Origin of the sequence: Nocardia sp. NBC_00508 (assembly GCF_036346875.1) — a bacterium.
GTDB lineage: Bacteria > Actinomycetota > Actinomycetes > Mycobacteriales > Mycobacteriaceae > Nocardia.
Genome location: NZ_CP107852.1, coordinates 5,464,876 through 5,487,241 on the forward strand (window position 1 = coordinate 5,464,876; position 22,366 = coordinate 5,487,241).

19 protein-coding genes are annotated in these 22,366 nt (G+C 69.2%); 12 read left to right on the plus strand and 7 right to left on the minus strand.

Annotated elements, in window-relative coordinates:
• Positions 1-63 precede the first annotated feature (63 nt).
• From OHA40_RS24365 to OHA40_RS24375, 3 genes are all read right to left on the minus strand, one after another.
• On the minus strand, positions 64-528 hold the full coding sequence (locus tag OHA40_RS24365) for an AMP-binding protein (protein WP_330229206.1): 465 nt from the start codon (positions 526-528) through the stop codon (positions 64-66).
• Between the two features lie 140 nt (positions 529-668).
• Positions 669-1,760 carry an ABC transporter substrate-binding protein gene (locus OHA40_RS24370; protein WP_330229207.1) on the minus strand — a complete coding sequence of 364 codons (1,092 nt, stop codon included), beginning with the start codon at positions 1,758-1,760 and terminating at the stop codon, positions 669-671.
• 252 nt (positions 1,761-2,012) lie between these two features.
• A complete protein-coding gene (locus tag OHA40_RS24375) occupies positions 2,013-2,819 on the minus strand; it encodes a VOC family protein (RefSeq protein ID WP_330229208.1) in 807 nt (268 codons plus the stop codon).
• A 505-nt stretch (positions 2,820-3,324) separates the two neighbouring features.
• Between OHA40_RS24375 and ctaD the strand changes: the two genes are divergently transcribed.
• The 8 genes from ctaD to OHA40_RS24415 all read left to right on the plus strand — a co-directional run bounded on the left by ctaD (position 3,325) and on the right by OHA40_RS24415 (position 13,221).
• The gene (gene ctaD / locus OHA40_RS24380; protein ID WP_330229209.1) at positions 3,325-5,067 is read left to right on the plus strand and encodes an aa3-type cytochrome oxidase subunit I; all 1,743 of its coding nucleotides are present in this window, start codon (positions 3,325-3,327) and stop codon (positions 5,065-5,067) included.
• Positions 5,068-5,607: 540 nt separating this feature from the next.
• On the plus strand, positions 5,608-6,870 hold the full coding sequence (serB, locus tag OHA40_RS24385) for a phosphoserine phosphatase SerB (protein WP_330234347.1): 1,263 nt from the start codon (positions 5,608-5,610) through the stop codon (positions 6,868-6,870).
• Between the two features lie 158 nt (positions 6,871-7,028).
• Positions 7,029-7,832: an aminoacyl-tRNA hydrolase gene (locus tag OHA40_RS24390; RefSeq protein ID WP_330229210.1), complete on the plus strand. Its 804-nt coding sequence runs from the start codon at positions 7,029-7,031 to the stop codon at positions 7,830-7,832.
• A gap of 317 nt (positions 7,833-8,149) precedes the next feature.
• A complete protein-coding gene (locus tag OHA40_RS24395; RefSeq protein ID WP_330229211.1) occupies positions 8,150-8,983 on the plus strand; it encodes an ABC transporter ATP-binding protein in 834 nt (277 codons plus the stop codon).
• Positions 8,984-9,096: 113 nt separating this feature from the next.
• Positions 9,097-9,867 (plus strand): NUDIX hydrolase, encoded by a 771-nt coding sequence (locus OHA40_RS24400; protein ID WP_330234348.1) that lies wholly within the window; start codon positions 9,097-9,099, stop codon positions 9,865-9,867.
• A 130-nt stretch (positions 9,868-9,997) separates the two neighbouring features.
• Positions 9,998-10,774, plus strand: a complete 777-nt coding sequence (locus OHA40_RS24405) for an enoyl-CoA hydratase-related protein (RefSeq protein ID WP_330229212.1) — start codon at positions 9,998-10,000, stop codon at positions 10,772-10,774.
• A 37-nt stretch (positions 10,775-10,811) separates the two neighbouring features.
• A complete protein-coding gene (locus OHA40_RS24410) occupies positions 10,812-11,789 on the plus strand; it encodes a methyltransferase domain-containing protein (protein ID WP_330229213.1) in 978 nt (325 codons plus the stop codon).
• A 220-nt stretch (positions 11,790-12,009) separates the two neighbouring features.
• Positions 12,010-13,221, plus strand: coding sequence for a THUMP-like domain-containing protein (locus OHA40_RS24415; protein WP_330229214.1), 1,212 nt, complete (start codon positions 12,010-12,012; stop codon positions 13,219-13,221).
• A gap of 208 nt (positions 13,222-13,429) precedes the next feature.
• Here the strand turns inward: OHA40_RS24415 and OHA40_RS24420 are convergent, their stop codons facing one another.
• A complete protein-coding gene (locus OHA40_RS24420) occupies positions 13,430-14,767 on the minus strand; it encodes an outer membrane protein assembly factor BamB family protein (RefSeq protein WP_330229215.1) in 1,338 nt (445 codons plus the stop codon).
• Between the two features lie 249 nt (positions 14,768-15,016).
• Between OHA40_RS24420 and OHA40_RS24425 the strand changes: the two genes are divergently transcribed.
• Both OHA40_RS24425 and OHA40_RS24430 read left to right on the plus strand, forming a co-directional pair.
• A complete protein-coding gene (locus OHA40_RS24425) occupies positions 15,017-15,766 on the plus strand; it encodes an acyltransferase (RefSeq protein WP_330229216.1) in 750 nt (249 codons plus the stop codon).
• Positions 15,767-15,959: 193 nt separating this feature from the next.
• Positions 15,960-16,505, plus strand: a complete 546-nt coding sequence (locus OHA40_RS24430; protein ID WP_330229217.1) for a DUF1697 domain-containing protein — start codon at positions 15,960-15,962, stop codon at positions 16,503-16,505.
• Between the two features lie 6 nt (positions 16,506-16,511).
• Here the strand turns inward: OHA40_RS24430 and OHA40_RS24435 are convergent, their stop codons facing one another.
• The 3 genes from OHA40_RS24435 to OHA40_RS24445 are packed head-to-tail and all read right to left on the minus strand — an operon-like array spanning position 16,512 to position 20,229.
• Complete coding sequence (locus OHA40_RS24435; RefSeq protein WP_330229218.1) at positions 16,512-17,765, minus strand: glycosyltransferase family 4 protein; 1,254 nt, start codon at positions 17,763-17,765, stop codon at positions 16,512-16,514.
• Positions 17,762-19,429 carry a glycoside hydrolase family 57 protein gene (locus OHA40_RS24440; protein WP_330229219.1) on the minus strand — a complete coding sequence of 556 codons (1,668 nt, stop codon included), beginning with the start codon at positions 19,427-19,429 and terminating at the stop codon, positions 17,762-17,764. Before OHA40_RS24440 ends, OHA40_RS24435 begins: the two co-directional genes overlap by 4 nt.
• Positions 19,426-20,229, minus strand: a complete 804-nt coding sequence (locus OHA40_RS24445; RefSeq protein ID WP_330229220.1) for a class I SAM-dependent methyltransferase — start codon at positions 20,227-20,229, stop codon at positions 19,426-19,428. Before OHA40_RS24445 ends, OHA40_RS24440 begins: the two co-directional genes overlap by 4 nt.
• A 260-nt stretch (positions 20,230-20,489) precedes the next feature.
• Between OHA40_RS24445 and OHA40_RS24450 the strand changes: the two genes are divergently transcribed.
• On the plus strand, positions 20,490-21,275 hold the full coding sequence (locus OHA40_RS24450; RefSeq protein ID WP_330229221.1) for an electron transfer flavoprotein subunit beta/FixA family protein: 786 nt from the start codon (positions 20,490-20,492) through the stop codon (positions 21,273-21,275).
• Positions 21,276-21,385: 110 nt separating this feature from the next.
• Positions 21,386-22,342, plus strand: a complete 957-nt coding sequence (locus OHA40_RS24455) for an electron transfer flavoprotein subunit alpha/FixB family protein (RefSeq protein ID WP_330229222.1) — start codon at positions 21,386-21,388, stop codon at positions 22,340-22,342.
• The last annotated feature ends 24 nt before the right edge of the window (positions 22,343-22,366 follow it).

Here is a 22,366-nt window from a genome sequence, read left to right on the forward strand (position 1 = left end):
TATTGCGCACACTGCGCGACCCGAACATCGCTGTTCGGGTCGCGGGGGGAGAGGTGTGCCCGGTCAGGCGGCTGCCGGAAGAAGATCCAGGTCGGCCGGCTCGAGCGGGGCGTCGGAACCGGTGAGGTAGCGCTGCAGGGTCGAGCGCTCGTCCAGCACCAGCCAGGCGATCCCGTCGGTCGCCTCGGGGCGCTGGTCCTTGGTGGTGATCCCGACCGTGGTGCCGAGGGCGAAGGAGGCGTCGTCGGTGGCCGGGACCGCGATGGCGGCGATCTTGGTGGCGGCCCGCTCGGCCACGAGGGACTCGATCGGCTGGTCGATCGCCATCGCGACCAGGGCGCCCGGGCCGGCGCCGAGTTCGAGCAGCAGGCGGGCCATGCGGTTGGACCAGCGATCCAGTTCGGCGTAGGTGAGGTCGCAATCGGCGGTGGACACCACGACCGCGTCCGGATCGACCTCGGCGACGGGCTGGGCGGCCAGCGGCAGGACGTACAGGTTGTCGGCGAGCGAAGCGGTCAGCGTGTGCATGTCATGTCCTCGAGTGTCGAATGAGAGGCGTTTCGTGTACCTCTGAATCTCGTCCTCGAGACGGGTTTCCGACAGCAACCCCAGCGTTGGTCCGCGCACTCCCAGGGTGGGCAAAACCTCACCCTGGGTGGGTGCGGAGCTCAGTCGTTCACATAGCCGTTGAGCGTGGCGCGCAGATCGGTGAGCAGCGCGCGGGCGGCGGTGAGGCCGTCGCCGTGCCAGACGGTGTCCTCGACGGCGAACACCCGGCGATCGGTGGCGGCGCTGAGTTCCTTCCATTCGTCGGTGCGCATGAGGGCTTCACCGTGTTTCTTCCCGTCGGGGCCGGCGAGGATCACGTAGATCACGTCGCCCTCCACCTTGGTGGCGAACTCATCCGCGCGCACGTCGAACGAGGCGCCCCGCTGGGCGGTGGGACGCTGCACGCCCACATCACCGAGCACCTGGCCGGCGAAGCTGTCGCCGCCCTGGACCCGGTTGGCATCCGCGGTGAATCGGAGGACCGACGCCTGAGTCTGCCCCGCCGCCAACGCGGTACTGGTATCCCTGGCCTCGGTGCGATAGTTCTGCAGCGTGGTCTCCGCGGCCGCACGCCGCCCCAAACCCGCTGCGAACGCGGCGAATTCGGCCTGCCAGCTGGTGCTCGCGCCGACCAGCACGGTCGGGGCGATGGCCTGCAACGCGGCGAAACTCGCCGCGCCCGAGGGGATCTCGCCGAGAATCAGGTCGGGGCGCAGCTCAGCGATTCGAGCCGGATCCGGCTGCGCGGCGGTGCCGACGCCGGGGATCTTCAGCACGCCGGTGCCGAGATAGGCGGGCTGCGGACTCGGCCCCTCGATGGTGACCGTGCCCACGACCCGCTCCCAGAGACCGAGCGCGCAGACGGCGTCCAGCGCGGAGGTCGTCAGCACGACGATGCGCTGCGGGTCGGCGGGCACCTCCGAGACGCCCGCGGCGTGCGCGACGCTGCGAGTGGCCTCGCTCGTCTGGTCCGGCGCGCTCGGCAGCGCGCACGCCCGGGTGGTGTCGCGCTCCAGCCCGACCACCCCCGCGCCCGCGATATTCGTGGTGGTGCGCACGATGGAGACGTCGTCGTCGCTCTTCCCGCCACACCCCGCCGCGAGAACGGTCGCGCACAACGCGGCGACGGCGATCACCCGTCGGCCCGCTGACGCGGCGTGTGCGGAAGGGGCTGTGCGGTTTCGGAGACGAACGAAGGCGCTCAGCGGCATGCCGGTGAGGGTACCGTGTCTGATTTGCAGCGCCTGCGGCGCCGCGAACGGGGAATGCTCGGTCTCGCTTCGCTCGAAAGCCGGAGCTGGTCCGATGTGGTTGCGTTGTGCTGTAACCGCAGGATCTGAGTTCGCCATACCCTGGCTCGCTGGCGGGTGTCCGCTGCTGGTGGCGTTGTTCGGGCGCTTCGCCCGCTCGAATGCCAGGCATCAGCGAGTTGCGAACACGCAGTGCTGCCGGACAGTCACCGTTCAGGCCTTTTCGCCGCCGATGCTGAACCTGGCGCCGGTGGCGTCCGCGACCGCGGCCATTCGGCCGTACGGGGTGTCCTGGGCGGGTGACAGCACCGAGCCGCCCAGTTCGACGACCTTCTCGACGGACTTGTCCACGTTGTCGGCGCCGAAGTAGACGGTCCAGCCCGCGGGTGCTCCTTCGGGCAGGAACGCCGAGGCGTCCATCACACCGCCGAGCATCGGGCTCTGCGCGTGGATCGTGGAGTAGCGGAACTCCGGCACGTCGGAGACGGTGAAGACGTCCGACCAGCCGAAGATGTCCCGGTAGAACGTCATCGAGGCGTCGTAGGCGCGGGTGTGCAGCTCGAACCAGGACGGCGCGCCCGCGTGCTCGCGCCATTGACCGCCGGAGACCAGGCCCATCGTCTCGAATCCCGGGAACGTCCCTGCTTGCCAGATGCCGACCCCCGCGCCGCCGACGTCGCCGAGCACGGCCATCGTGCCCAGCTCGCCGATCGGCATCACCGGCACGATCAGCGACGCTCCCGCCGCGACGGCCGCGTCGGCCGTGGCGCGGGCGTCGGGGCTGGCCAGATAGACAGTCCACTGTTCCGGGCTGTCGGTGTCGCCCGGCATCCGGCCCATCGCGCCCGCTACCGCACGACCGTCCTTGCGGAAGGTGATGTAACCGCCGAACTCCGCCCCCGCCTGTTCGGCGGTCCAGCCGAACAGGTCGCGATAGAACGCGATACTGCGCTCGGGGTCGGAGGTGTACAGATCGACCCAGCAGGGGTCGCCGGGCTTGGTTCCGTTCGGATTCGTCATCGCTGATCTCCTTGCCAGGGGAACGTGTGTCACCGGTAGAGACGGCCGCCGCGCGACGAACTCATCGGCGGCGGGCCGGGCAGACCGGTGCCATCCATCCGCGCGGTATTTCGCGGCGCGTCACAGCCACGGCCCAACCAACACCGTGTTGTGCCTCTCTACGCCACCCGATTGGCTCAACCTTCGGTTTCGAGCGAAGCGAGACCGGGCATGCTCCCGTTCGCGGCCCGGCTCGCGTCCGAGCGGCCGCCGCGTCCGCGACGCAGTCGCCAGCGGCGGCCGCTCGGACGCGAGCCACTAGGGGGCCGCGAACACGCAGCGCCGCAGGCGCTGCAAAACAAACACAGCTATGAAATACGACAGAGAGTAGGACCCGTTCGGCTCGCGCGATAGGCACCGTTTACGATTCGATGAGCGCAAGCGAACTGTCGTCTGTCCTGTCGTCGGGATGGATGCGATCAGCGGAGCCTGCGGAGCGACCTAAAGGCACCTTTCAGGAGGATCAGTGACTGCCGTAGAGCCCCAGCCAGTCCCTCAGTTGGAAGCGACTCGGCCTTATCCGGCTCGGACCGGGCCGAAGGGCTCGTTCATCTTCAAGATGGTCACCACCACGGATCCCAAGGTCCTCGGTGTCATGTACCTGACCACGTCGATGGCCTTCTTCCTGATCGGCGGCCTGATGGCGCTGCTGATGCGCGGTGAGCTGGCGCGGCCCGGCCTGCAGTTCCTCTCCACCGAGCAGTTCAACCAGCTGTTCACCATGCACGGCACGATCATGCTGCTGTTCTACGCGACCGCGATCGTGTTCGGCTTCGCCAACATCATCCTGCCGCTGCAGATCGGCGCGCCCGACGTCGCCTTCCCACGACTGAACGCGTTCAGCTACTGGCTGTACGCGTTCGGCGCCAGCATGGCGACCGCGGGCTTCGTCACCCCTGGCGGTGCGGCGGACTTCGGCTGGACGGCGTACGTGCCGCTGACCGACATCCTGCACTCGCCCGGCGTCGGCACGGACCTGTGGATCCTGGGTCTGGCGGTCTCCGGTCTCGGCACCATCCTCGGTGGCGTGAACATGCTGACCACCGTCGTCTGCCTGCGTGCGCCCGGTATGACCATGTTCCGGATGCCGATCTTCACCTGGAACATCGCCGTCACCAGCGTCCTGGTGCTGCTGGCCTTCCCACTGCTGACCGCCGCGCTGTTCGGCCTGGCCTACGACCGTCACCTGGGCGGCCACATCTACGACCCCGCGACCGGCGGCATCCTGCTCTACCAGCACCTGTTCTGGTTCTTCGGTCACCCCGAGGTGTACATCATCGCGCTGCCGTTCTTCGGCATCGTCTCGGAGATCTTCCCGGTCTTCTCGCGCAAGCCGATCTTCGGTTACACCACGCTGGTCTATGCCACCCTGGGCATCGCGGCGCTGTCCATCGCGGTGTGGGCGCACCACATGTACGCCACCGGCGCCGTGCTGCTGCCCTACTTCTCGTTCATGACCTTCCTGATCGCGGTCCCCACCGGTGTGAAGTTCTTCAACTGGATCGGCACCATGTGGCGCGGTCAGCTGACCTTCGAGTCGCCGATGCTGTTCTCCATCGGCTTCATCGTCACCTTCCTCTTCGGTGGTCTGTCCGGCGTCATCCTGGCCAGCCCGCCGCTGGACTTCCACGTCACCGACTCGTACTTCGTCGTGGCGCACTTCCACTACGTGCTCTTCGGCACCATCGTGTTCGCCACATACGCGGGCATCTATTTCTGGTTCCCGAAGATGACCGGGCGAATGCTCGACGAGCGCCTGGCCAAGTGGCACTTCTGGACCACCTTCATCGGCTTCCACACCACCTTCCTGGTGCAGCACTGGCTGGGCGCCGAGGGCATGCCGCGCCGCTACGCCGACTACCTGCCCAGCGACGGCTTCACCACGCTGAACACGATCTCGACGATCGGCGCATTCGTGCTCGGCGCCTCGATGCTGCCGTTCCTGTGGAACGTCTTCAAGAGCTACCGCTACGGCGAGGTCGTCACCGTGGACGACCCGTGGGGTTACGGCAACTCGCTGGAGTGGGCCACCACCTGCCCGCCGCCGCGGCACAACTTCTACGAGCTGCCGCGCATCCGGTCCGAGCGTCCCGCCTTCGAGCTGCACTACCCGCACATGATCGACCGCATGCACGCCGAAGCGCACGTCGGCTGGGGCTCGGGCAAGCACGCCGTCGAGGTCCGCGAAACGGTGGGGGCGGCCAAGTAGGCGGCTGCCTCGCCTCCGCTCGGCCCGGCGCGGGCTATGGACGGACTTCGTCCGACTGCGTTCTTTAGGCGGCTGCCTCGCCTCCGCTCGGCCCGGCGCGGGCTATGGACGGACTTCGTCCGACTGCGTTCTTTATGCGGCTGCCTCAGCCTGCGCTCGGCCCGGCGCGGGCTATGGACGGACTTCGTCCGACTGCGTTCTTTATGCGGCTGCCTCAGCCTGCGCTCGGCCCGGCGCGGGTTATGGACGGACTTCGTCCGACTGCGTTCTTTATGCGGCTGCCTCGCCTGCGCTCGGCCCGGCGCGGTCTACGGACGGACTTCGTCCGGCGGCGTTCTTTATGCGGCTCTCTCGCCTGCGCTCGGCCCGGCGCGGTCTATGGACGGACTTCGTCCGGCGGCGTCATTTGGCGGCGGGGCGATGGCCGGAGTTCGTCCGGTAGCGCCTTAGGATTCAACGTGACGGGTGTGCACCTGCTGGTGACCAGCGGGTGCACACTCATTTGTGGAGACCACTACGCATCGTGGCGTTGTGACAACGATGTCCAGCACAGCGACGGCACACACCGAACTTGGAGCTCATCAGTTGGCCGACACCACCGTCCTCGTCACCGTCACCGGGCCCGACCGCCCCGGTGTGACGTCCGTGCTGCTCGCGGCGATGTCGCGGCACCAGGTGAGCCTGCTGGACGTCGAGCAGGTCGTGATCCGGGGCAGGCTGACCCTCGGCGTCCTGGTCACCTGTCCGAACGACCCCGAGGCGTTGCAGGACGAACTCGAAGAGGCCATGAACACCGTCGGCATGCACGTCGACGTCGAGGTGGACGCGGCGATCGGCAGGCAGCCGATGTCCACCCACGCGGTGGTGGTCCTCGGCAGCCCGGTCACGGCGCGCGCGTTCAGCGCGGTTTCGCGGCAACTGGCCGCCTTGGGCGCCAACATCGACACCATCCGCGGCATAGCCGACTACCCGGTGACCGGTATGGAGCTGATGGTCACCGCGATCGACTCCGGCCCCGACACCGATTCACGGCTGCGCACGGCGCTGGCCGAGATCGCGGTCACCGAGGAGGTGGACGTCGCGGTGGAGCGCGCCGGGCTCGCGCGCCGCGGCAAGCGCCTGATCGTGTTCGACGTCGACTCGACGCTGATCCAGGGCGAGGTCATCGAGATGCTCGCCGCGCACGCGGGTGTGGAGGACGAGGTCCGCAAGGTCACCGAGGCCGCCATGCGCGGGGAGATCGACTTCGCCGAATCGCTGCGGCAGCGGGTCGCGACGCTGGCCGGTCTCGACGAGTCCGTGATCGAGGCGGTGGCCGGGAAGATCGCGCTGACTCCCGGTGCGCGCACCACCATTCGCACGCTGCGCCGCATCGGCTTCCGCTGCGGCGTAGTGTCCGGCGGCTTCCGGCAGGTCATCGAACCGCTGGCGCACGAGCTGGAATTGGACTTCGTGCAGGCGAACACGCTGGAAGTCGTGGAAGGCAAGCTGACCGGGCGGGTCGTCGGCGAGATCGTCGACCGGGCGGCCAAGGCCACCGCGCTGCGCAAGTTCGCGGCCGAGGCCGGGGTGCCGATGGAACAGACCGTCGCGGTCGGCGATGGCGCCAACGACATCGACATGCTCAACGCCGCCGGGCTCGGCATCGCGTTCAATGCCAAGCCGGCGCTGCGCGAGGTCGCCGACGCGGCGCTCTCGCATCCCTACCTGGACGCGGTGCTGTTCATCCTCGGAGTCACTCGACACGAGGTGGAAGCCGCCGACGCCCGGGACGGCCTGCTGCGCCGCGTGCCACTGGGCTGAGCATTCGGACCTGGTCGGGCGGGTAGTCGGACGGCGCCCGGCTCGTCGTCGTGCCGGCCCGCCGACCGGAAGGGCCGTGCGGGTCCGGGAGGCACGCGGGCGTGGGAGCACGGCTCGGCGCCGGCCGAAACGTTTACGTTGACTATCAAGGTGGAGTGATGACGGGCATCCCGGAATGCGGGGCCGAAGCCCGTGGTGGCGAAACCCGCACGGCGGCAACGGCATCGGACATCGTGGGATTCCGCGTGCGACATGCCGAGCTGGCGGGCGGCTACGGCGGCGCGGGCGATCCGGAGGATCCGGCCATGGTGCAGGCGATGCAGATGGTCCTGCACCTGCCCAAGACCGATCCGCCACCGCGCAGCGCTCTGCTCGCGGCGGCCGCGGCGGCCGCGGTCGCGCTCTGCCTGGACGAGCGGGTCGGTCCGGGCGGCGAGTGGGCAGAGCGCTATCTGGCGTGGAAGCGCTCGCGCATCCGCAAGCTGGCTCGGCGCGCCCGCGGCGCCCAGTGGCGCGCGACCTGCGCGGTGGACGGCGTCACCGTCGAGATCGACGGCGCGCAAGCGCGGGCGCTGGTGCCGGGGCCGGTGGGCGAGGCCGATCCAGTGATCAAGCGTTTGCAGATCGGTGGCACCGATCTCGACCACGACGATCCAGGCCCGCCCGCCCCGCAGCTGCCCGTGCTGTGGGTGAACGCCGCGCTCGGCATGACATTGGGCAAAGCGGCCGCGCAAGTGGGTCACGCGAGCATGCTGCTGGCCGGTGCGCTGTCGGTCGAGCACGCACTGCGCTGGTCGGAACTCGGATTCCGCTGCGCGGTCCGGGAAGCCGACGCCCAGCGCTGGGCGTCCCTGGCCGGCCAGGTGGCCGAGGGCACCGCGGTTGCCGTGCGGGACGCGGGATTCACCGAGGTGGCGCCGGGTTCGATGACGGTGATCGCGGTGCCTGCCCAATCCTGGTGAGCGGGGACATCGTCGTTGTCGACGCGGTGTCGATCAGGCGGCTCCGGCGCGGCGGCAGTGCGGGGCGTGGTGTCGGCCAGGCGGCTCGGGGAAGCGCGGTGACAGTGTGGGACGCGGCATTCACGGAGGTAACGGCGGGCTCGATCAGGTGATCGCTGTGCCCGCGCGATCCAGGGGAAACGGCCTCTGCGCCACCTGTGAACTCGACGTGGTCCGTGGAGTTCCGGTCGGGCGGCGACGGCTGAGGAGATATCGATCAGACCAACTGGAACGTTTTCCCTCCCCGCGTTGGCAAGTGCCCCCGATCGTGGGCCAAGATGGAGCGCGTGCCGCAACCGGATCCCGATCTGCTCATCGATTTCACCGACGTGACCGTCCGCCGCTCGGGTCATACCCTCGTCGGTCCGGTCACCTGGCAGGTCGAGCTCGACGAACGCTGGGTGGTCCTCGGCCCCAACGGCGCGGGCAAGACCTCACTATTGCGGATGGCCGCCGCCGAGATGCATCCCACCGCCGGCATCGCCCATCTGCTCGGGGAGCGGATCGGCAAGGTCGACGTCAGCGAGCTGCGTCCGCGCATCGGCCTGTCGTCAGCCGCGGTGGCCAGCCGGGTTCCGCTCGACGAGAAGGTCAGCGACCTGGTCGTATCCGCCGGATACGCGGTGCTCGGCCGCTGGCGGGAGCGCTACGACGACCTGGACACCGATCGCGCCATCGACATGCTGGAAAGCCTGGGCGCCGAACATCTCTCGGACCGCACCTACGGGACGTTGTCGGAGGGCGAGCGCAAGCGCGTGCTGATCGCTCGCGCGCTGATGACCGATCCCGAACTGCTGCTGCTCGACGAGCCGGCGGCGGGCTTGGACCTGGGCGGCCGGGAGGAACTGGTGGAACGGCTCGGCGATCTCGCCGCTGACCCGGACGCGCCCGCGATCGTGCTGGTCACTCACCATGTGGAGGAGATCCCGCCCGGATTCACGCACGGCCTGCTGCTCAACGAGGGTGACGTGGTTGCGCAGGGGCTGCTGACCGATGTGCTCACCGCGGAGAACCTCAGCGACGCGTTCCGACAATCGATCGCACTGGATCGGGTCGATGGCCGCTACTTCGCGCGGCGCGCACGTCGCGCGGGCAGGCACCGCACCCGCTGACACGGAGGTCGTGACGGCGCTCACCAAGCGCGCGTTAGGGTGCAGGGGTGAGTGAGACAGAAGCGCAGGCCGACTCTCAGCGGCCCTCGTCACCCAAGGACGCGTCGACGGTGATGCTGGTGCGTGACGGCGCCGATGGACCCGAGATCTTCCTGCAGCGCCGGGTGGGCGCCATGGCGTTCGCCGCGGGTATGACCGTGTTCCCGGGCGGCGGCGTCGACCTGACCGACGGCACCGCGGAGATCGCTTGGGCCGGTCCCGAGCCCGCCTGGTGGGCCGAGCGATTCGCGACCACCCAGGCCAGGGCGAAGGCGTTGGTCTGCGCGGCCGTGCGGGAGACGTTCGAGGAATGCGGCGTGCTGCTGGCCGGTCCCACCGGCGACAGCGTCGTCTCCGACACCACCGGATACCGGGATGCCCGCGGCAGGCTGGAGCGCAGGGAACTGTCGCTGGCGACGTTCCTCGCCGAGGAGAAGCTGGTGCTGCGCGCGGATCTGCTGCGGCCGTGGGCGAATTGGATCACGCCGGTGATCGAGCCGCGCCGCTACGACACCCGGTTCTTCGTCGCGGTGCTGCCGGAGGGGCAGCTCGCCGACGGCGCCACGTCGGAGGCGGCCGAGGTGCAGTGGAGTACTCCGGCCGAGGCGCTGGCGCGCTGGCGCTCCGGCACCGACGTGCTACTGCCGCCGACCTGGTCGCAGCTGGTCGCGCTCGGCGAGTTCGGTTCCACCGCCGACATCCTGGCCACGCAGCGGGCGATCGATCCGATCCAGCCGGTGCTGGACGACGTCGACGGCAGACAAGTGCTGTCCTTCCCGGACAACCAGCGCTATTTCGCCGATCTGCCGGATGCCGGACGGCTCAAGGGCTCCGTACGTCCGTGAGAGAGCAGGCGAGGCCACGGCGCGCCCTCGCGCACGACTGAGCCGGGTGCCCGCGAGGCGCGATGAGCGGCCATGCCGGTGTCCTGCCCGGTAGCGGCAAGGCCTTCGTTGATCGGTAGCGTGGCCTCCCATGGCCGAATTCGTGACCCTGGATCTGCCCGAGAGCGCTGCCGAGCGGCGCGTGGCCGTCCTCCGGATCGCCCGCTCGCCGATGAACCTGCTGAACGTGCAGCTGGCGCGGGAACTGGCCGAGGCGGCGGCCGCCGCGGCCGCCGACCCGCGTGTGGCCGCGGTGGTCGTGTACGGCGACGAGCGGGTGTTCTCGGCGGGCGACGATGTGGCCGAGCTATCCGGGCTCGGGGTGGATCAGGCCGGCGCCATGGCGGCCGATCTGCAGCGCGCCCTCGGGTGCCTGGCCAGGATTCCGCAGCCCACCGTGGCGGCGATCAGCGGTTACTGTCTCGGCGGCGGGCTGGAACTGGCCCTCGGCGCCGACCGCCGCGTCATCGGTGACAACGTCAAGCTGGGTCTGCCGCAGATCAAGGCGGGCCTGATCCCGCTCGCCGGCATCCGTCGGCTGTCCCTGCTGATCGGGCCGGGTCCGGCCAAGGATCTCGTCTACACCGGTCGTTTCGTCGAGCCGGACGAGGCGAAGGCGCTCGGTTTGGTCGACGAGGTCGTCGCGCCGGACGACGTCTACACCGCCGCGATGCGCTGGGCGCGCCAGTTCGAGGACGGCCCCGCCCGCGCGCTCGCGGGCGCAAAGGCGGTCTTCGAAGCCGGTCCGCACGGCCTCGATCGGGCCAGGACGGAGTGGTCCGCGCTGTTCACGACGGAGGATCGCCTGATCGGAACAGGTTCCTATCTGGCCAACGGTCCAGGGTCGGCCGAATTCGTGGGCCGATAGCAGGCGTCAACTGGGGATTTGGGTAGGCTTGCCGACCATGACGGTACGTTCCGACGACCCCGCGCCGAACCCGCACGCCACCGAGGCAGAGGTCGAAGCAGCGCTCAAGGATACGAAGCTGGCCCAGGTGCTCTACCACGACTGGGAAGCCGAGACCTATGACGACAAATGGTCCATTTCGTATGACGAGCGCTGTATCGAGTACGCCCGCGGGCGCTTCGACGCCGCGGTCGGTCCCGCCCCGCTGCCCTACGACAAGGCGCTCGAACTGGGCTGCGGCACCGGCTTTTTTCTGCTGAACCTGATGCAGGCGGGCGTGGCGAAGTCCGGTTCGGTCACCGACCTCTCGCCGGGCATGGTGAAGGTCGCGCTGCGCAATGCGGAGAATCTCGGGCTGGACGTGGACGGCCGGGTCGCCGACGCGGAGACCATCCCCTACGAGGATGACACCTTCGATCTGGTGGTTGGCCATGCGGTGCTGCACCACATCCCCGACGTCGAGCTGGCGCTGAAGGAGTGCCTGCGCGTGCTCAAGCCGGGCGGCCGCTTCGTGTTCGCCGGCGAGCCGACCACGGTGGGCAACTTCTACGCACGCTGGCTGGGCCGGATCACCTGGCAGGCGGCCACCACGGTCACCAAGCTGCCGATGCTGCGCGACTGGCGGCGTCCGCAGGAGGAGCTGGACGAGTCCTCCCGGGCCGCCGCCCTGGAAGCGGTCGTCGACCTGCACACCTTCGATCCGAGTCGGCTGGAGGCGATGGCGCGCTCGGCGGGCGCTGTCGACGTGTCCGCCCAGACCGAGGAATTCGCCGCCGCGCTGTGGGGCTGGCCGGTGCGCACCTTCGAGGCGGCCGTGCCCGCCGAGAAGCTCACCTTGCGCTACCGGATGGCGATGTACCGCGCCTGGCTGGGTCTGAGCTGGGTGGACGAGAACGTCATGCGCCGCGTGGTTCCGCGCCAGTTCTTCTACAACGCCATGATCACCGGCGTGAAGCCAAGCGCCGCCGGAAAGTAGTGGTTCGCGATCCCGATCGCGATCGCATCGCCCACCTCGGCGGCACGGTCGGTGCCGCTACGGTGGGCGAGTGCGAGCCCATGTCGCCGTTTCCGCTTCGGAATCTGGAGATGGAACACCGCGGGAACGGTGACCGGACGAAGTCTTGCAGCAACGCCACCAGCACGATCGCGATTGCCGGGCGAGCCGATTCGGTGCACAGGCCGGTGGGGAATCGGTAGTGGGCTATCGCTTTACCCGCGATGACGTCGGGTACCTGGGCAGCGCGACCGGTCGGGCCGCGCTGGCCGAGGTGGATCGACTGGCCCTGACCCCCGCATCCCTGCTGAAGAATCTCGAGCAGGTGCGCCGCGCCCACGGTGACCGGGCCGCGGCTCTGGTCGAGACGGTCCGGCTGCGCCGCCGAGCTACCGCCAAACTCGCCGGCGCGGAAGAATGGCTGTTCACCGACGACGCCCTGCAGCAGGCGACCCCCACCGCCGTCGCCCGGCACCGGGCCGCGCGCTTGGCCGGACGGGCGGTGCACGACGTAACCTGCTCGATCGGCGCGGAACTCGTCGAGCTGGCCCGGGTGTGCCCGGCTGTGGTGGGCAGCGATCTGGACGAGGTGCGGCTCGCCATTGCCGCGCACAACCTGGGGCAGCGCTGGTTTCCGGTAGGGGAATCGGGTGCGTCCGTCGCCGGTTCGCCAGCGCGGAACGTGGTGCTGGCCAAGGCGGACGCGCTGCGCCCGAGCAGCAGCGACACTGTCGTCATCGCTGACCCGGCGCGGCGTGCCGACGGCCGGCGTACCCACGACCCGGCGAAGTTGCAGCCGCCGCTGCCGGACCTGCTCACGGCCTATCAGGGGCGCGATCTGGCCGTGAAATGCGCTCCCGGATTGGATTTCGACCGCCTGGACTGGTCCGGTGAGATCGAGGTCGATTCCCTGGACGGCGCGGTGCGCGAGGCCTGCCTGTGGTCCCCAGGACTTGCCGAACCCGGTGTCACCCGTCGTGCCACGGTGATCTCCTCCACGGGCGTCGCTTGGACCATCACCGATGCCGAACCCGACACTATCGATGAGCGCGCGCCAGGGGACTGGATCATCGACCCTGACGGCGCCGTCGTGCGCGCCGGTCTCGTGCGTCATTACGCCGCGAAACACGGCCTGTGGCAATTGGATCCGCGCATCGCCTATCTCACCGGCGACACGGTCCCCGCGGGCGTGCGCGGCTTCCGGATTCTCGACCGCATAGACTTCCGCGAGAAATCCTTGCGCGCCGAACTCCATCGCCGCGACTGTGGCCCCCTCGAAATCCTCACTCGCGGCGTCGACATCGACCCCGATGCCCTGCGCGCCCGCATGAAACTCCGCGGTAGCCGGTCTCACACTCTCGTCATCACCCGCATAGGCCGTGCCGCCACCGCCTTTCTCTGCGCCACCCCTTGACACTGAGGGTGCGTTGCTCCCCGAACACGCCTTTCGTCCAACCGGCCGGATCCACGGTCGGCAGGGGGACCTGTGGCGCGACGCCAACGGCCGAATCGTTTACCCGAAGGGGCGGATCGCGGATAGTGCGACGCCGCCGGGCGCACGGCATGGCCCGCGGGGTAACCGGCTGCGATAACGGTTGTCTGAATCTCGGGTCGGCGGGTGGCTATTCCGGCTTGAAGGCGAAGATCTCGCCGATGCGGGTAGCGACAACGACTTCGCCCTTGGCGCCGACGGACGTGCCTGTGGTGGTGCCCTGCGCGCCGGGAAGTACATCGGAATCGACGGTGGCGCCGGTCTGGGTGTCGAAGGTGACAAGGTTCAGGCCGTCGCCGATCACGGCGGTGGTGTAGCCGGTGTCGCCCGCGGTCTGCACCGGGGTACCGCGCAACGCGAGATCCTTACGCTCCCAGACCTTTTCGACGGCATCGCCCTTGTCGCGCAGCGCGAGCAGGTAACCGTCGTCGCCGGACGGGATGATCAGGCCGTCGCTGGAGACCGAGATACCGCCGCGCGGCGTCCAGTCCAGCCGATGGACCCACTTGGCCCGCCCGTCGGCGGTGTCGAGCGCGATCAGGCGGTTGCTGTTGTCGCCGACGTAGAGGGTGCCGCCGTCCGCGGAGAGGGCGGGGCTGGTCGCGCTACCGCGTTCCAGCAGGTCCGCGCTCCATTCCCGCTCGATCTCGCCGTCGGCGTAGCGCAGCGCGACCAGCACCGCGGCGGGCTTGCCCGGCTGCCACAACGTGACGTAGAAGCGGCCGCTCGATGTATCGATGGGGGAGATGTTCGCGACCGGGCACTGCGGTCCCCCGGCGGCGCAGTCGTCCAGTCCCTGCCCGGCGGCGGGCCAGGTGAGACCCGCGTTCGCGAGGAAATCCGGTTCGCCGAGCAGCTGCACGGTCGGCACCACGCGCTCGCCGGTCTGCCGCGACAATACGTCGACCTGACCGGATTGGGTGACCGTCACAAGCTTTCCGTCGCCGGTGAACTGCACCGAGACCGGCGTACCGGCGACCGGTGTGCTCCACCGTGGCTGCCCCAGATAGTTGAACGCGTTCACCTTGCTGTCGTCGCCGACGTAGACATTGGTCATGGCGTCGACGGCCGAGGGGGAAGAGATCGCGCTCGGGCCCAGCGCATTGCAGAACCGTTTGCGCCCGGTGGCCATCTGGAAGGTGAAGATCGAGCAGTTCGGCAGCCGCGTGGTGACGAACATCTGGCCGTCGGGACCGAGCGTGATCGGCTCCGCGACCGGCCCGCCGATCGGGCGCGACCAGCTCAGCGCGAGCTTCCGCGAGCCGGTGACCGGACTGGTGGCGCTGTTGCGGCCGTCGTGGTAGGCGCCGGTCCAGCCTTTGCCCGAACCGACGGTGATGTCGTCGACATCGGTGCCGCAGCCGGTCAAGGCCAGCGCGGCGACCGCGACCAGCACGGCAGCGGCACGCTTCCGGGACGGTCGCCACATGGAAGTAGCCAGTACGCCGCCGCTTCGCACCTGCCGCACTCCTGTCACCGTTTTGCTCGCACGAGACCGAAAAGTGTCGAACCGCGTCCGGCGGAACGGTCGTCGCACCGGCGGGTTCGCCGTCGCCGTCGCCGGCGCACGAGTCACTGTACGGGAGGCCCGTTCGGGGGTGAACGAGTCCCGTCGTTGTCGTCGCGGGTGCTCGTCACGGTGCTGGTCGCGAGCGATAGGCTCTATCCGTCGCCGAGGCGGGCGGCAGCCGGTAGTACCACGACAGGAGAACCGTTCGTGACGAGCATGTGGGGCGCGCCGTTGCGCTCGCGCTGGCGGGGTTCGCGCCGCCGGGATCCGCGGCAGGCGCGATTTCTGACGCTGGCGTCGCTGCGCTGGGTGCTCGCGAACCGGGCGTATACGCCCTGGTATCTGGTGCGCTACTACCGGCTGTTCAAGTTCCGCCTGGCCAACCCGCACATCGTGCTGCGCGGCATGGTGTTCCTCGGCCGCCGGGTGGAGATCCACGCGACGCCGGAGCTGGCCCGGATGGAGATCGGGCGCTGGGTGCACATCGGCGACGGCAACGCGATCCGCTGCCACGAGGGTTCGCTGCGCATCGGCGACAAGGTGGTGTTCGGCAAGGACAACGTCGTCAACACCTACCTCGACATCGAGATCGGCGAATCGACGCTGGTCGCGGACTGGTGCTACATCTGCGACTTCGACCACAAGATGGACGACATCACCCTGCCGATCAAGGACCAGGGCATCGTGAAGAGCCCGGTCCGCATCGGCCCCGATACCTGGATCGCCGCCAAGGTGACCGTGCTGCGTGAGACCCGCGTCGGCCGCGGCTGCGTGCTCGGCGCGCACGCGGTGGTCAAGGGCGACATCCCGGACTACAGCATCGCCGTCGGCGCACCGGCCAAGGTGGTCAAGAACCGCAAGGCGGCCTGGGAGGCGGGCGCCGAAGAACGCGCCAAATACCTTGCGGCCCTGGAGGACATCGCCCGCAAGAAGAACGGCGCCACCCAGACCGCATAAACGGGCACCGCCGGAGGGATTGGTCCGCGTGCGACAGCGTCAGCCGCACCTATGACACAGCCCGTACCAGTTCGTTTGCTGCCCTGCGCCCGGCTGAGCGATGGCGAGGAGCCGCGTGGGGCTGGCCTGGGCGCAGGTCGGGAAGCGCCGGCGAGACCAGTCGGCTGACGGCAGAGGCGGGTAGGTTCGCGGTATGAACGCCTACGCCGCACTCTTGCGCGGGATCATGCCGAGCAATCCGAACATGAGCAACGCGAAGTTGCGGGCGGTGTTCGAATCACTCGGGTTCGAGGACGTCGCGTCGGTGCTCGCCAGCGGCAATATCGTGTTCCGCAGCGCGGACACCGATGTCCCCGCGCTGGAGGAGCGCATCCAGGAGGCGCTGATCCGGGGACTCGGGATCGGCGGCGGCACGATCATCCGCAGCTACGAGGAACTGCGTGCACTGCTGGACACCGACCCGTTTCCCGGGCTGACGCACGGGCGGGGGACCTATCTGATCGCGACGTTCCTCAAAGACACCGCCACGCCACCGGACACGTTGCCCGAACAACCCGACCCGCTCACCCGGATCGTCGGCTACGACAAGGCCGCGCGCGCCTTCCTCGCGGTGATCGACAACAGCGATCCGGGCAAGACACCGGACTTCATGGCCTGGCTGGACAGGACGTACGGCAAGGACATCACCACCCGCACCTGGCTCACCGTCGAGCGCATCGCCAAGAAGATCGAAAAATGACCGCGGCTATTCCGGATCGCGTTCCGGCAGCGGACGTTCGACGATGGTCGGGCGGCCCAGCGGGTTGCGCACACGTCGCTTGGCGGAGTGGTACACCTGGGCGGTTTCCGCGGCCACCACGTCCCACGCGAAATCGGCTGTGAGCCGTTCCCGGGCGGCGTAGGCCCGCTGCTGCGCGGCGGCCGGGTCGTCGAGGGTGGCGCGGACCGCCTCGACGAGGCCGTCCACGTCCGCGGGTGCGAAGGAGGCGCCGGTGACGCCATCGATCACGGCCTCGCCGAGGCCGCCCGCGGTCGAGGTGATCAGCGGAGTACCCGCGGCGGCCGCCTCCAAGGCGACGATGCCGAAGGGCTCGTACCGGCTGGGCAGCACGATCGCGTCGGCGCCGTGCAGCCAGCCGAGCAGTTCCTCGTGGTCGAGCTGCCCGGTGAAGGTCACCGCGCGGGCGACCCGGTGCACCCGGGCGCGTTCACGCAGCCACTCGAACTGGGTGCCGACACCGGCGACGGTCAGGGTGGTGCCCGGGTGGGCGCGGCGGATACGCGGCAGCGCCGCGATCGCGTCCTGCACACCCTTCTCGTACTCCAGCCTGCCCACGTACAGCAGCCGCGGCGGACCGCTGCGCGGCGAGCGTGGACGGAAGGTCCAGGCGCCCACGTCGATTCCGTTGCGGATCACCGTCATCGGGATCCGCTCCGGACCGTAGAGCCGCTCCACCTCGTCCTGCATGGACGCCGAGCAGGTGATCAGGGCGTCGGATTCGTTGGCCAGCCACCACTCGACCGAATGCACCTGCTGGTTGACCTTGCCCGCGACCCAGCCGCTGTGCCGTCCGGCCTCGGTGGCGTGGATGGTCGACACCAGCGGCACGTCGAAGTACTCGGCCAGCGCGATGCCGGGGTGCGCGACCAGCCAGTCGTGCGCGTGCACCACGTCGGGCGTCCAGCCGTCGCCGATTCCCGGCTTGCCGAGGGCGATGCCGGCGCGCACCATCGCGTGGCCCATGGCCAGCGTCCAGGCGAGCATATCCTCGCCGAAGTCGAACACCGGCGGGTCTTCCGCGACGGCGACCACCAGCACGCCTTCGGCGATGAAGGAGTGCGTCGGATGGGTCGAGGAGTCGGTGCCGGAGGGGCGCCGGGACAGGACGACCACCTCGTGGCCCGCCCGGGCCAGTTCGACAGCGAGGTGATGCACGTGTCTGCCGAGCCCGCCGACGACGACCGGCGGGTACTCCCACGACACCATCAAAATCTTCATGCATGTCCTTCTGCGGCGGAGCCCGGGTCCGCTGGGTCGGTGCTCTGGTCCGTGGTGACGGGGCCCGATCCCGGCGCGGTGGCGGATGCTGCCCCGGTGGCGCTGGGTACGGACCCGGCGGAAGTCAATCGTCGCGCGTCCACGCCGGGGAAGAGTCCGTCAGCCGCCCCCCATCCTGCCGCCAATTGCCGTGCTTTGGCGACTTGGCCCGCGCCGACGGCCGCGGCGATCTCCCGCACCGCGTGAGCGTGCCGGTGTGCGCGGTCGCGCGCGTAGCCCGCCGCGGAATCCTTGCTGACCATGAACGCCCAGTCGCTCGACACGGTCAGGATCGCCTCGCGCAGCAGTTGATCGGCAACCTGGTCGCGCAAGCCGGGCGCCCCGCCCTGTGCCGCGCGCATCTTGTCGATGGTGTCCAGCGTGAGCCGCACGACGTCGTCGTTGAGCTCGACGAGGTCGCGCACCTGCTCGCCGGCCCACACCCGCCAATCCTTGCCCGAACCCCAGGACGAGTCGGCCAGCGGCACCGGTTCGCCCAGGTAGCCGCGCTCGCGCGCGTCGGCGAGCGTGCCAACGGTGACGCCTGCTTCCGGCAGCGCGCGCAGCACCTGGGCCAGCCATTGCGGACCCTCGTGCCACCAGTGGCCGAACAGTTCGGTGTCGAACGCGGCGACGACCAGGGCGGGCCGCCCGATCCGCGCGGACTCGGCGACCAGCCGCTCCCGCACGGTCCGCACGAAGTCGTCCACGTCGCGTGCCACCGCGGCGGCAGCCAACTCCGGGTCGTACGGCGCCTTGTCCGGTCCGGCGACGGTCTTGCCGGTGACCCGGGCCGGTTTGAGACCCGTCGCGTGGTCATAGTGATGAAAGTCACGGTAGGCGCCGTGGCCCGGGTAGCCGGATTTCGGCGACCACACCCGGTAACTCACCTGCAGATCACGACCGAAGGCGACCACGTCGGAATCGTGCACCGGTCGGCCGAGCGTCGTGTCGCCGCGCAGCGCCGGTCCGTCAACCATGAAATGCGTCACGCCCGCGGCGGCGTAGCCGATCTCCATGCCGGGTGTGTAGCCGCACTCCGGTGCCCAGATCCCGGTGGGTGTATGGCCCCAGCGATGCCGCGCGTCGGCCAGGCCCTCAGTGAGCTGGAAGTGCCGCAGCCGCGGATCCAGCAGCGGCTGGAACGGGTGCGCCAGGGGCCCGCCGAGCAGCTCGATGGTTTCCGCGTCGACGAGTTCGCGCCAGACCGGCGCCGCCCCGTGCCGCCAGCGTTGCTCGAACTCGGTCAGCGCCGCGGCGGCCGAGCGATGCTCGTGCCTGCCGAGTGCGACGTTGCCCGCCATGGCGGCCTCATCGGCGCGCAGCTGCCAGTTGCCCAGCCAGTGGTGCATGCCCGCCAGGCAGTGCGGGTCGTCCAGCTGGGCCGCGAGCACCGGTGTGATGCCGAGGCTGAGCAGATGCGAACGACCTTCGGACGCAAGGGTTCTCAGGACCTCGACGACCGGAAGATAGGACGCGGCCCAGGATTGGTAGAGCCATTCCTCGCCGACCGGCCAGCGGCCGTGATGGGCCAGCCAGGGGAGGTGCGAGTGCAGGACCAAGGTGAACTGGCCCGGCACCGGGCTTGCGGAGTGCCCGCCGGGCACGGCACTGCGATCGGTCAAGGCTTCACCGCGATGGCGACCAGATCCAAGCTCGCGTCGATGTCCGCCGCGACGAGCGCGAAGTCGTCGACCGTGACGCCCGCGACGTCCGCGGTCAGTTCGGCGGGCCAGGGCTCGCCGGCAAGTGCCCGTTCGATCTGCGCGTCGATGAACGACCCGCCGTGCTTGATGTCCAGCGCCTTCAGGCCGGGCCCGTGGTGCACGCCGATCATCCGCGTGACCTCGAAACCGGCCTCGGCCAGCAATTCGGTCAGCTCGGCCGCGTTCAGTTCCCTGGTGTGGAACGGGTTGAGCGGGGTGTCGCGGCCGGGGGAGAAGGTGATTCGGTTGGGAGTGCTGATCAGCAGCTCGCCGCCGGGGCGCAGCACGCGCAGGCACTCCCGCAGGAACTGGGCCTGGTCCCAAAGGTGCTCGATCACTTGGAAGTTCACCACGACGTCGACCGAGGCGTCCTCGAGAGGCAGCGCGGCGAGGTTGCCCTGGATCATCTCCACCCGCGGGTAGCGTGCGCGCACGTGTTCGACGGCGGTGGTGTCGTAGTCCACGCCGATCACCTTTGTGGCCACGTCGGCGATCATGTCGGCGCCATAGCCTTCCCCGGAACCGGCCTCCAGGACGGTCTTTCCAGCGCAGCGATCCAACAGGCGGGCATAGGCGATCTCGTGCCTGCGGAACCAGTAGTTCTCCTCGGCGATGCCCGGGACGGTGCGCTCGCCGGTCAGCGGCAGCGGTTCGACAGCGCCGCTCGTCTCGGGGCCCGCGGTAACGCCCACTGCGGCAGGGATCACAGCCTCGCTCATCACTCCGACGTTACTGGCAGGGTGGCGGCGCGGGACACTCGCACCTGGTCGGCCACTTCGCGCGGCTGCGCCGTGCGGAGACCTCTGATCCGGCGCACTTTATCCCTCGAGGCCGGGTTGTGAGAGAGAAGCCACTAAGTTACCCACGAGTAACTTAACGTAAGGTAATGTCACGGCCTGAGCCACTCACACGGACGTACGGCACCAGCTCGTGCGACCACCACAAACGTGTAACCAGAACAGGAGGTCGACGAAGACCGATGCCGAACATCGTCGTACTCATCAAGCAGGTTCCCGACACCTGGTCCGAGCGCAAGCTGACCGACGGTGACTTCACCCTCGATCGCGAGGCCGCCGACGCCGTTCTCGACGAGATCAACGAGCGCGCCGTCGAAGAGGCGCTGCTGATCAAGGAGGCCCAGGGCGGCGAGGTCACCGTGCTGGCCGCCGGTCCGGACCGTGCCACCGAGGCCATCCGCAAGGCGCTGTCCATGGGCGCCGACAAGGCGATCCACGTCAACGACCCAGCCATCCACGGTTCCGACGCCGTGCAGACGGCGTGGGTGCTGGCGAGTGCGCTCGGCCAGGTCGAGGGTGTCGAGCTGGTCATCGCGGGCAACGAGGCGACCGACGGCCGCGCCGGTGCCGTCCCCGCGATCATCGCCGAGTACCTGGGCCTGCCGCAGCTGACGCACCTGCGCAAGCTGACCGTCGACGGTGACAAGATCACCGGCGAGCGCGAGACCGACGAGGGCGTGTTCAAGCTGGAGGCGACGCTTCCGGCCATCGTGAGCGTCAACGAGAAGATCAACGAGCCGCGCTTCCCGTCCTTCAAGGGCATCATGGCCGCGAAGAAGAAGGAAGTGCAGACCTTCACGCTGGCCGATCTCGGCGTCGACCCGTCGACCGTTGGTGTCGCGAACGCGGGCACCGCCGTCACCGCGGCCACCCCGAAGCCTGCGCGCACCGCGGGCGAGAAGATCGCCGACGAGGGCGACGGCGGCACCAAGATCGCCCAGTACCTGATCGGCCAGAAGGTCATCTGATCGCGGCAGCGCTCCTGCGGGACACCGCATCCGGCCGGGCGGAACGAGCCGCTTCGCGATTGTCGCTCGCCCCGCCCTCCAGGACTGAGACTTCTTAGGAGAGAACACAAATGGCAGAAGTACTTGTGCTCGTCGAGCACGCCGACGGTGCGATCAAGAAGGTCAGCACCGAACTGCTCACCGCGGCGCGCGTTCTCGGCGAGCCCGCGGCCGTCGTGCTCGGCACGGCGGGCACCGGCGAGAAGCTGGCCGACGCGCTGGCCGCCGCGGGCGCGGAGAAGATCTACATCGCCGAGTCCGACGATGTGGACAACTACCTGGTGACCCCGAAGGTGGACGTGCTGGCCGGCCTGACCGAGTCGGCCTCCCCGGCCGCGGTCCTCGTCGCCGCCGGCGCCGAGGGCAAGGAGGTGTCGGGCCGCCTGGCCGCCCGCATCGGCTCCGGCCTGCTGGTCGACGTCATCGAGGTGAAGGCGGACGGCAGCGCGGTGCACTCCATCTTCGGTGGCGCGTTCACCGTCGACGCCAAGGCCACCGGCGATGTGCCGGTGATCTCGGTCCGTCCGGGCGCCGTCGAGGCGTCGGCGCAGGCCGGCGCGGGCGAGAAGGTCACCGTCGAGGTGCCTGCGCAGGAAGAGGGCGTGGTCAAGGTGACCTCGCGTGAGCCGATCGTTGCCGGTGACCGTCCGGAACTCACCGAGGCGAGCATCGTGGTCTCCGGTGGCCGCGGTGTCGGCTCCGCCGACAACTTCGCGGTGGTCGAGGCGCTGGCCGACTCGCTCGGCGCGGCCGTCGGCGCTTCCCGCGCCGCCGTCGACTCCGGCTACTACCCGGGCCAGTTCCAGGTCGGCCAGACCGGTAAGACCGTCTCGCCGCAGCTGTACATCGCCCTCGGCATCTCCGGCGCCATCCAGCACCGCGCGGGCATGCAGACCTCGAAGACCATCGTCGCGGTCAACAAGGACGAAGAGGCGCCGATCTTCGAGATCGCCGACTACGGCATCGTGGGCGACCTGTTCAACGTCGCGCCGCAGCTGACCGAAGCGGTCAAGACGCACAAGGGCTGAGGTTCCTCGGCCGAACAAAGATGG

Bases quoted from the DNA above. Each gene is read 5' to 3' on its own strand.
- OHA40_RS24365 (WP_330229206.1), bottom strand. From the start codon at position 528: ATGCACACGCTGACCGCTTCGCTCGCCGACAACCTGTACGTCCTGCCG.
- OHA40_RS24370 (WP_330229207.1), bottom strand. From the start codon at position 1,760: ATGCCGCTGAGCGCCTTCGTTCGTCTCCGAAACCGCACAGCCCCTTCC.
- OHA40_RS24375 (WP_330229208.1), bottom strand. From the start codon at position 2,819: ATGACGAATCCGAACGGAACCAAGCCCGGCGACCCCTGCTGGGTCGAT.
- serB (WP_330234347.1), top strand. From the start codon at position 5,608: ATGTCCAGCACAGCGACGGCACACACCGAACTTGGAGCTCATCAGTTG.
- OHA40_RS24390 (WP_330229210.1), top strand. From the start codon at position 7,029: ATGACGGGCATCCCGGAATGCGGGGCCGAAGCCCGTGGTGGCGAAACC.
- OHA40_RS24395 (WP_330229211.1), top strand. From the start codon at position 8,150: ATGGAGCGCGTGCCGCAACCGGATCCCGATCTGCTCATCGATTTCACC.
- OHA40_RS24400 (WP_330234348.1), top strand. From the start codon at position 9,097: ATGCTGGTGCGTGACGGCGCCGATGGACCCGAGATCTTCCTGCAGCGC.
- OHA40_RS24405 (WP_330229212.1), top strand. From the start codon at position 9,998: ATGGCCGAATTCGTGACCCTGGATCTGCCCGAGAGCGCTGCCGAGCGG.
- OHA40_RS24410 (WP_330229213.1), top strand. From the start codon at position 10,812: ATGACGGTACGTTCCGACGACCCCGCGCCGAACCCGCACGCCACCGAG.
- OHA40_RS24430 (WP_330229217.1), top strand. From the start codon at position 15,960: ATGAACGCCTACGCCGCACTCTTGCGCGGGATCATGCCGAGCAATCCG.
- OHA40_RS24435 (WP_330229218.1), bottom strand. From the start codon at position 17,765: ATGAAGATTTTGATGGTGTCGTGGGAGTACCCGCCGGTCGTCGTCGGC.
- OHA40_RS24445 (WP_330229220.1), bottom strand. From the start codon at position 20,229: ATGAGCGAGGCTGTGATCCCTGCCGCAGTGGGCGTTACCGCGGGCCCC.
- OHA40_RS24450 (WP_330229221.1), top strand. From the start codon at position 20,490: ATGCCGAACATCGTCGTACTCATCAAGCAGGTTCCCGACACCTGGTCC.
- OHA40_RS24455 (WP_330229222.1), top strand. From the start codon at position 21,386: ATGGCAGAAGTACTTGTGCTCGTCGAGCACGCCGACGGTGCGATCAAG.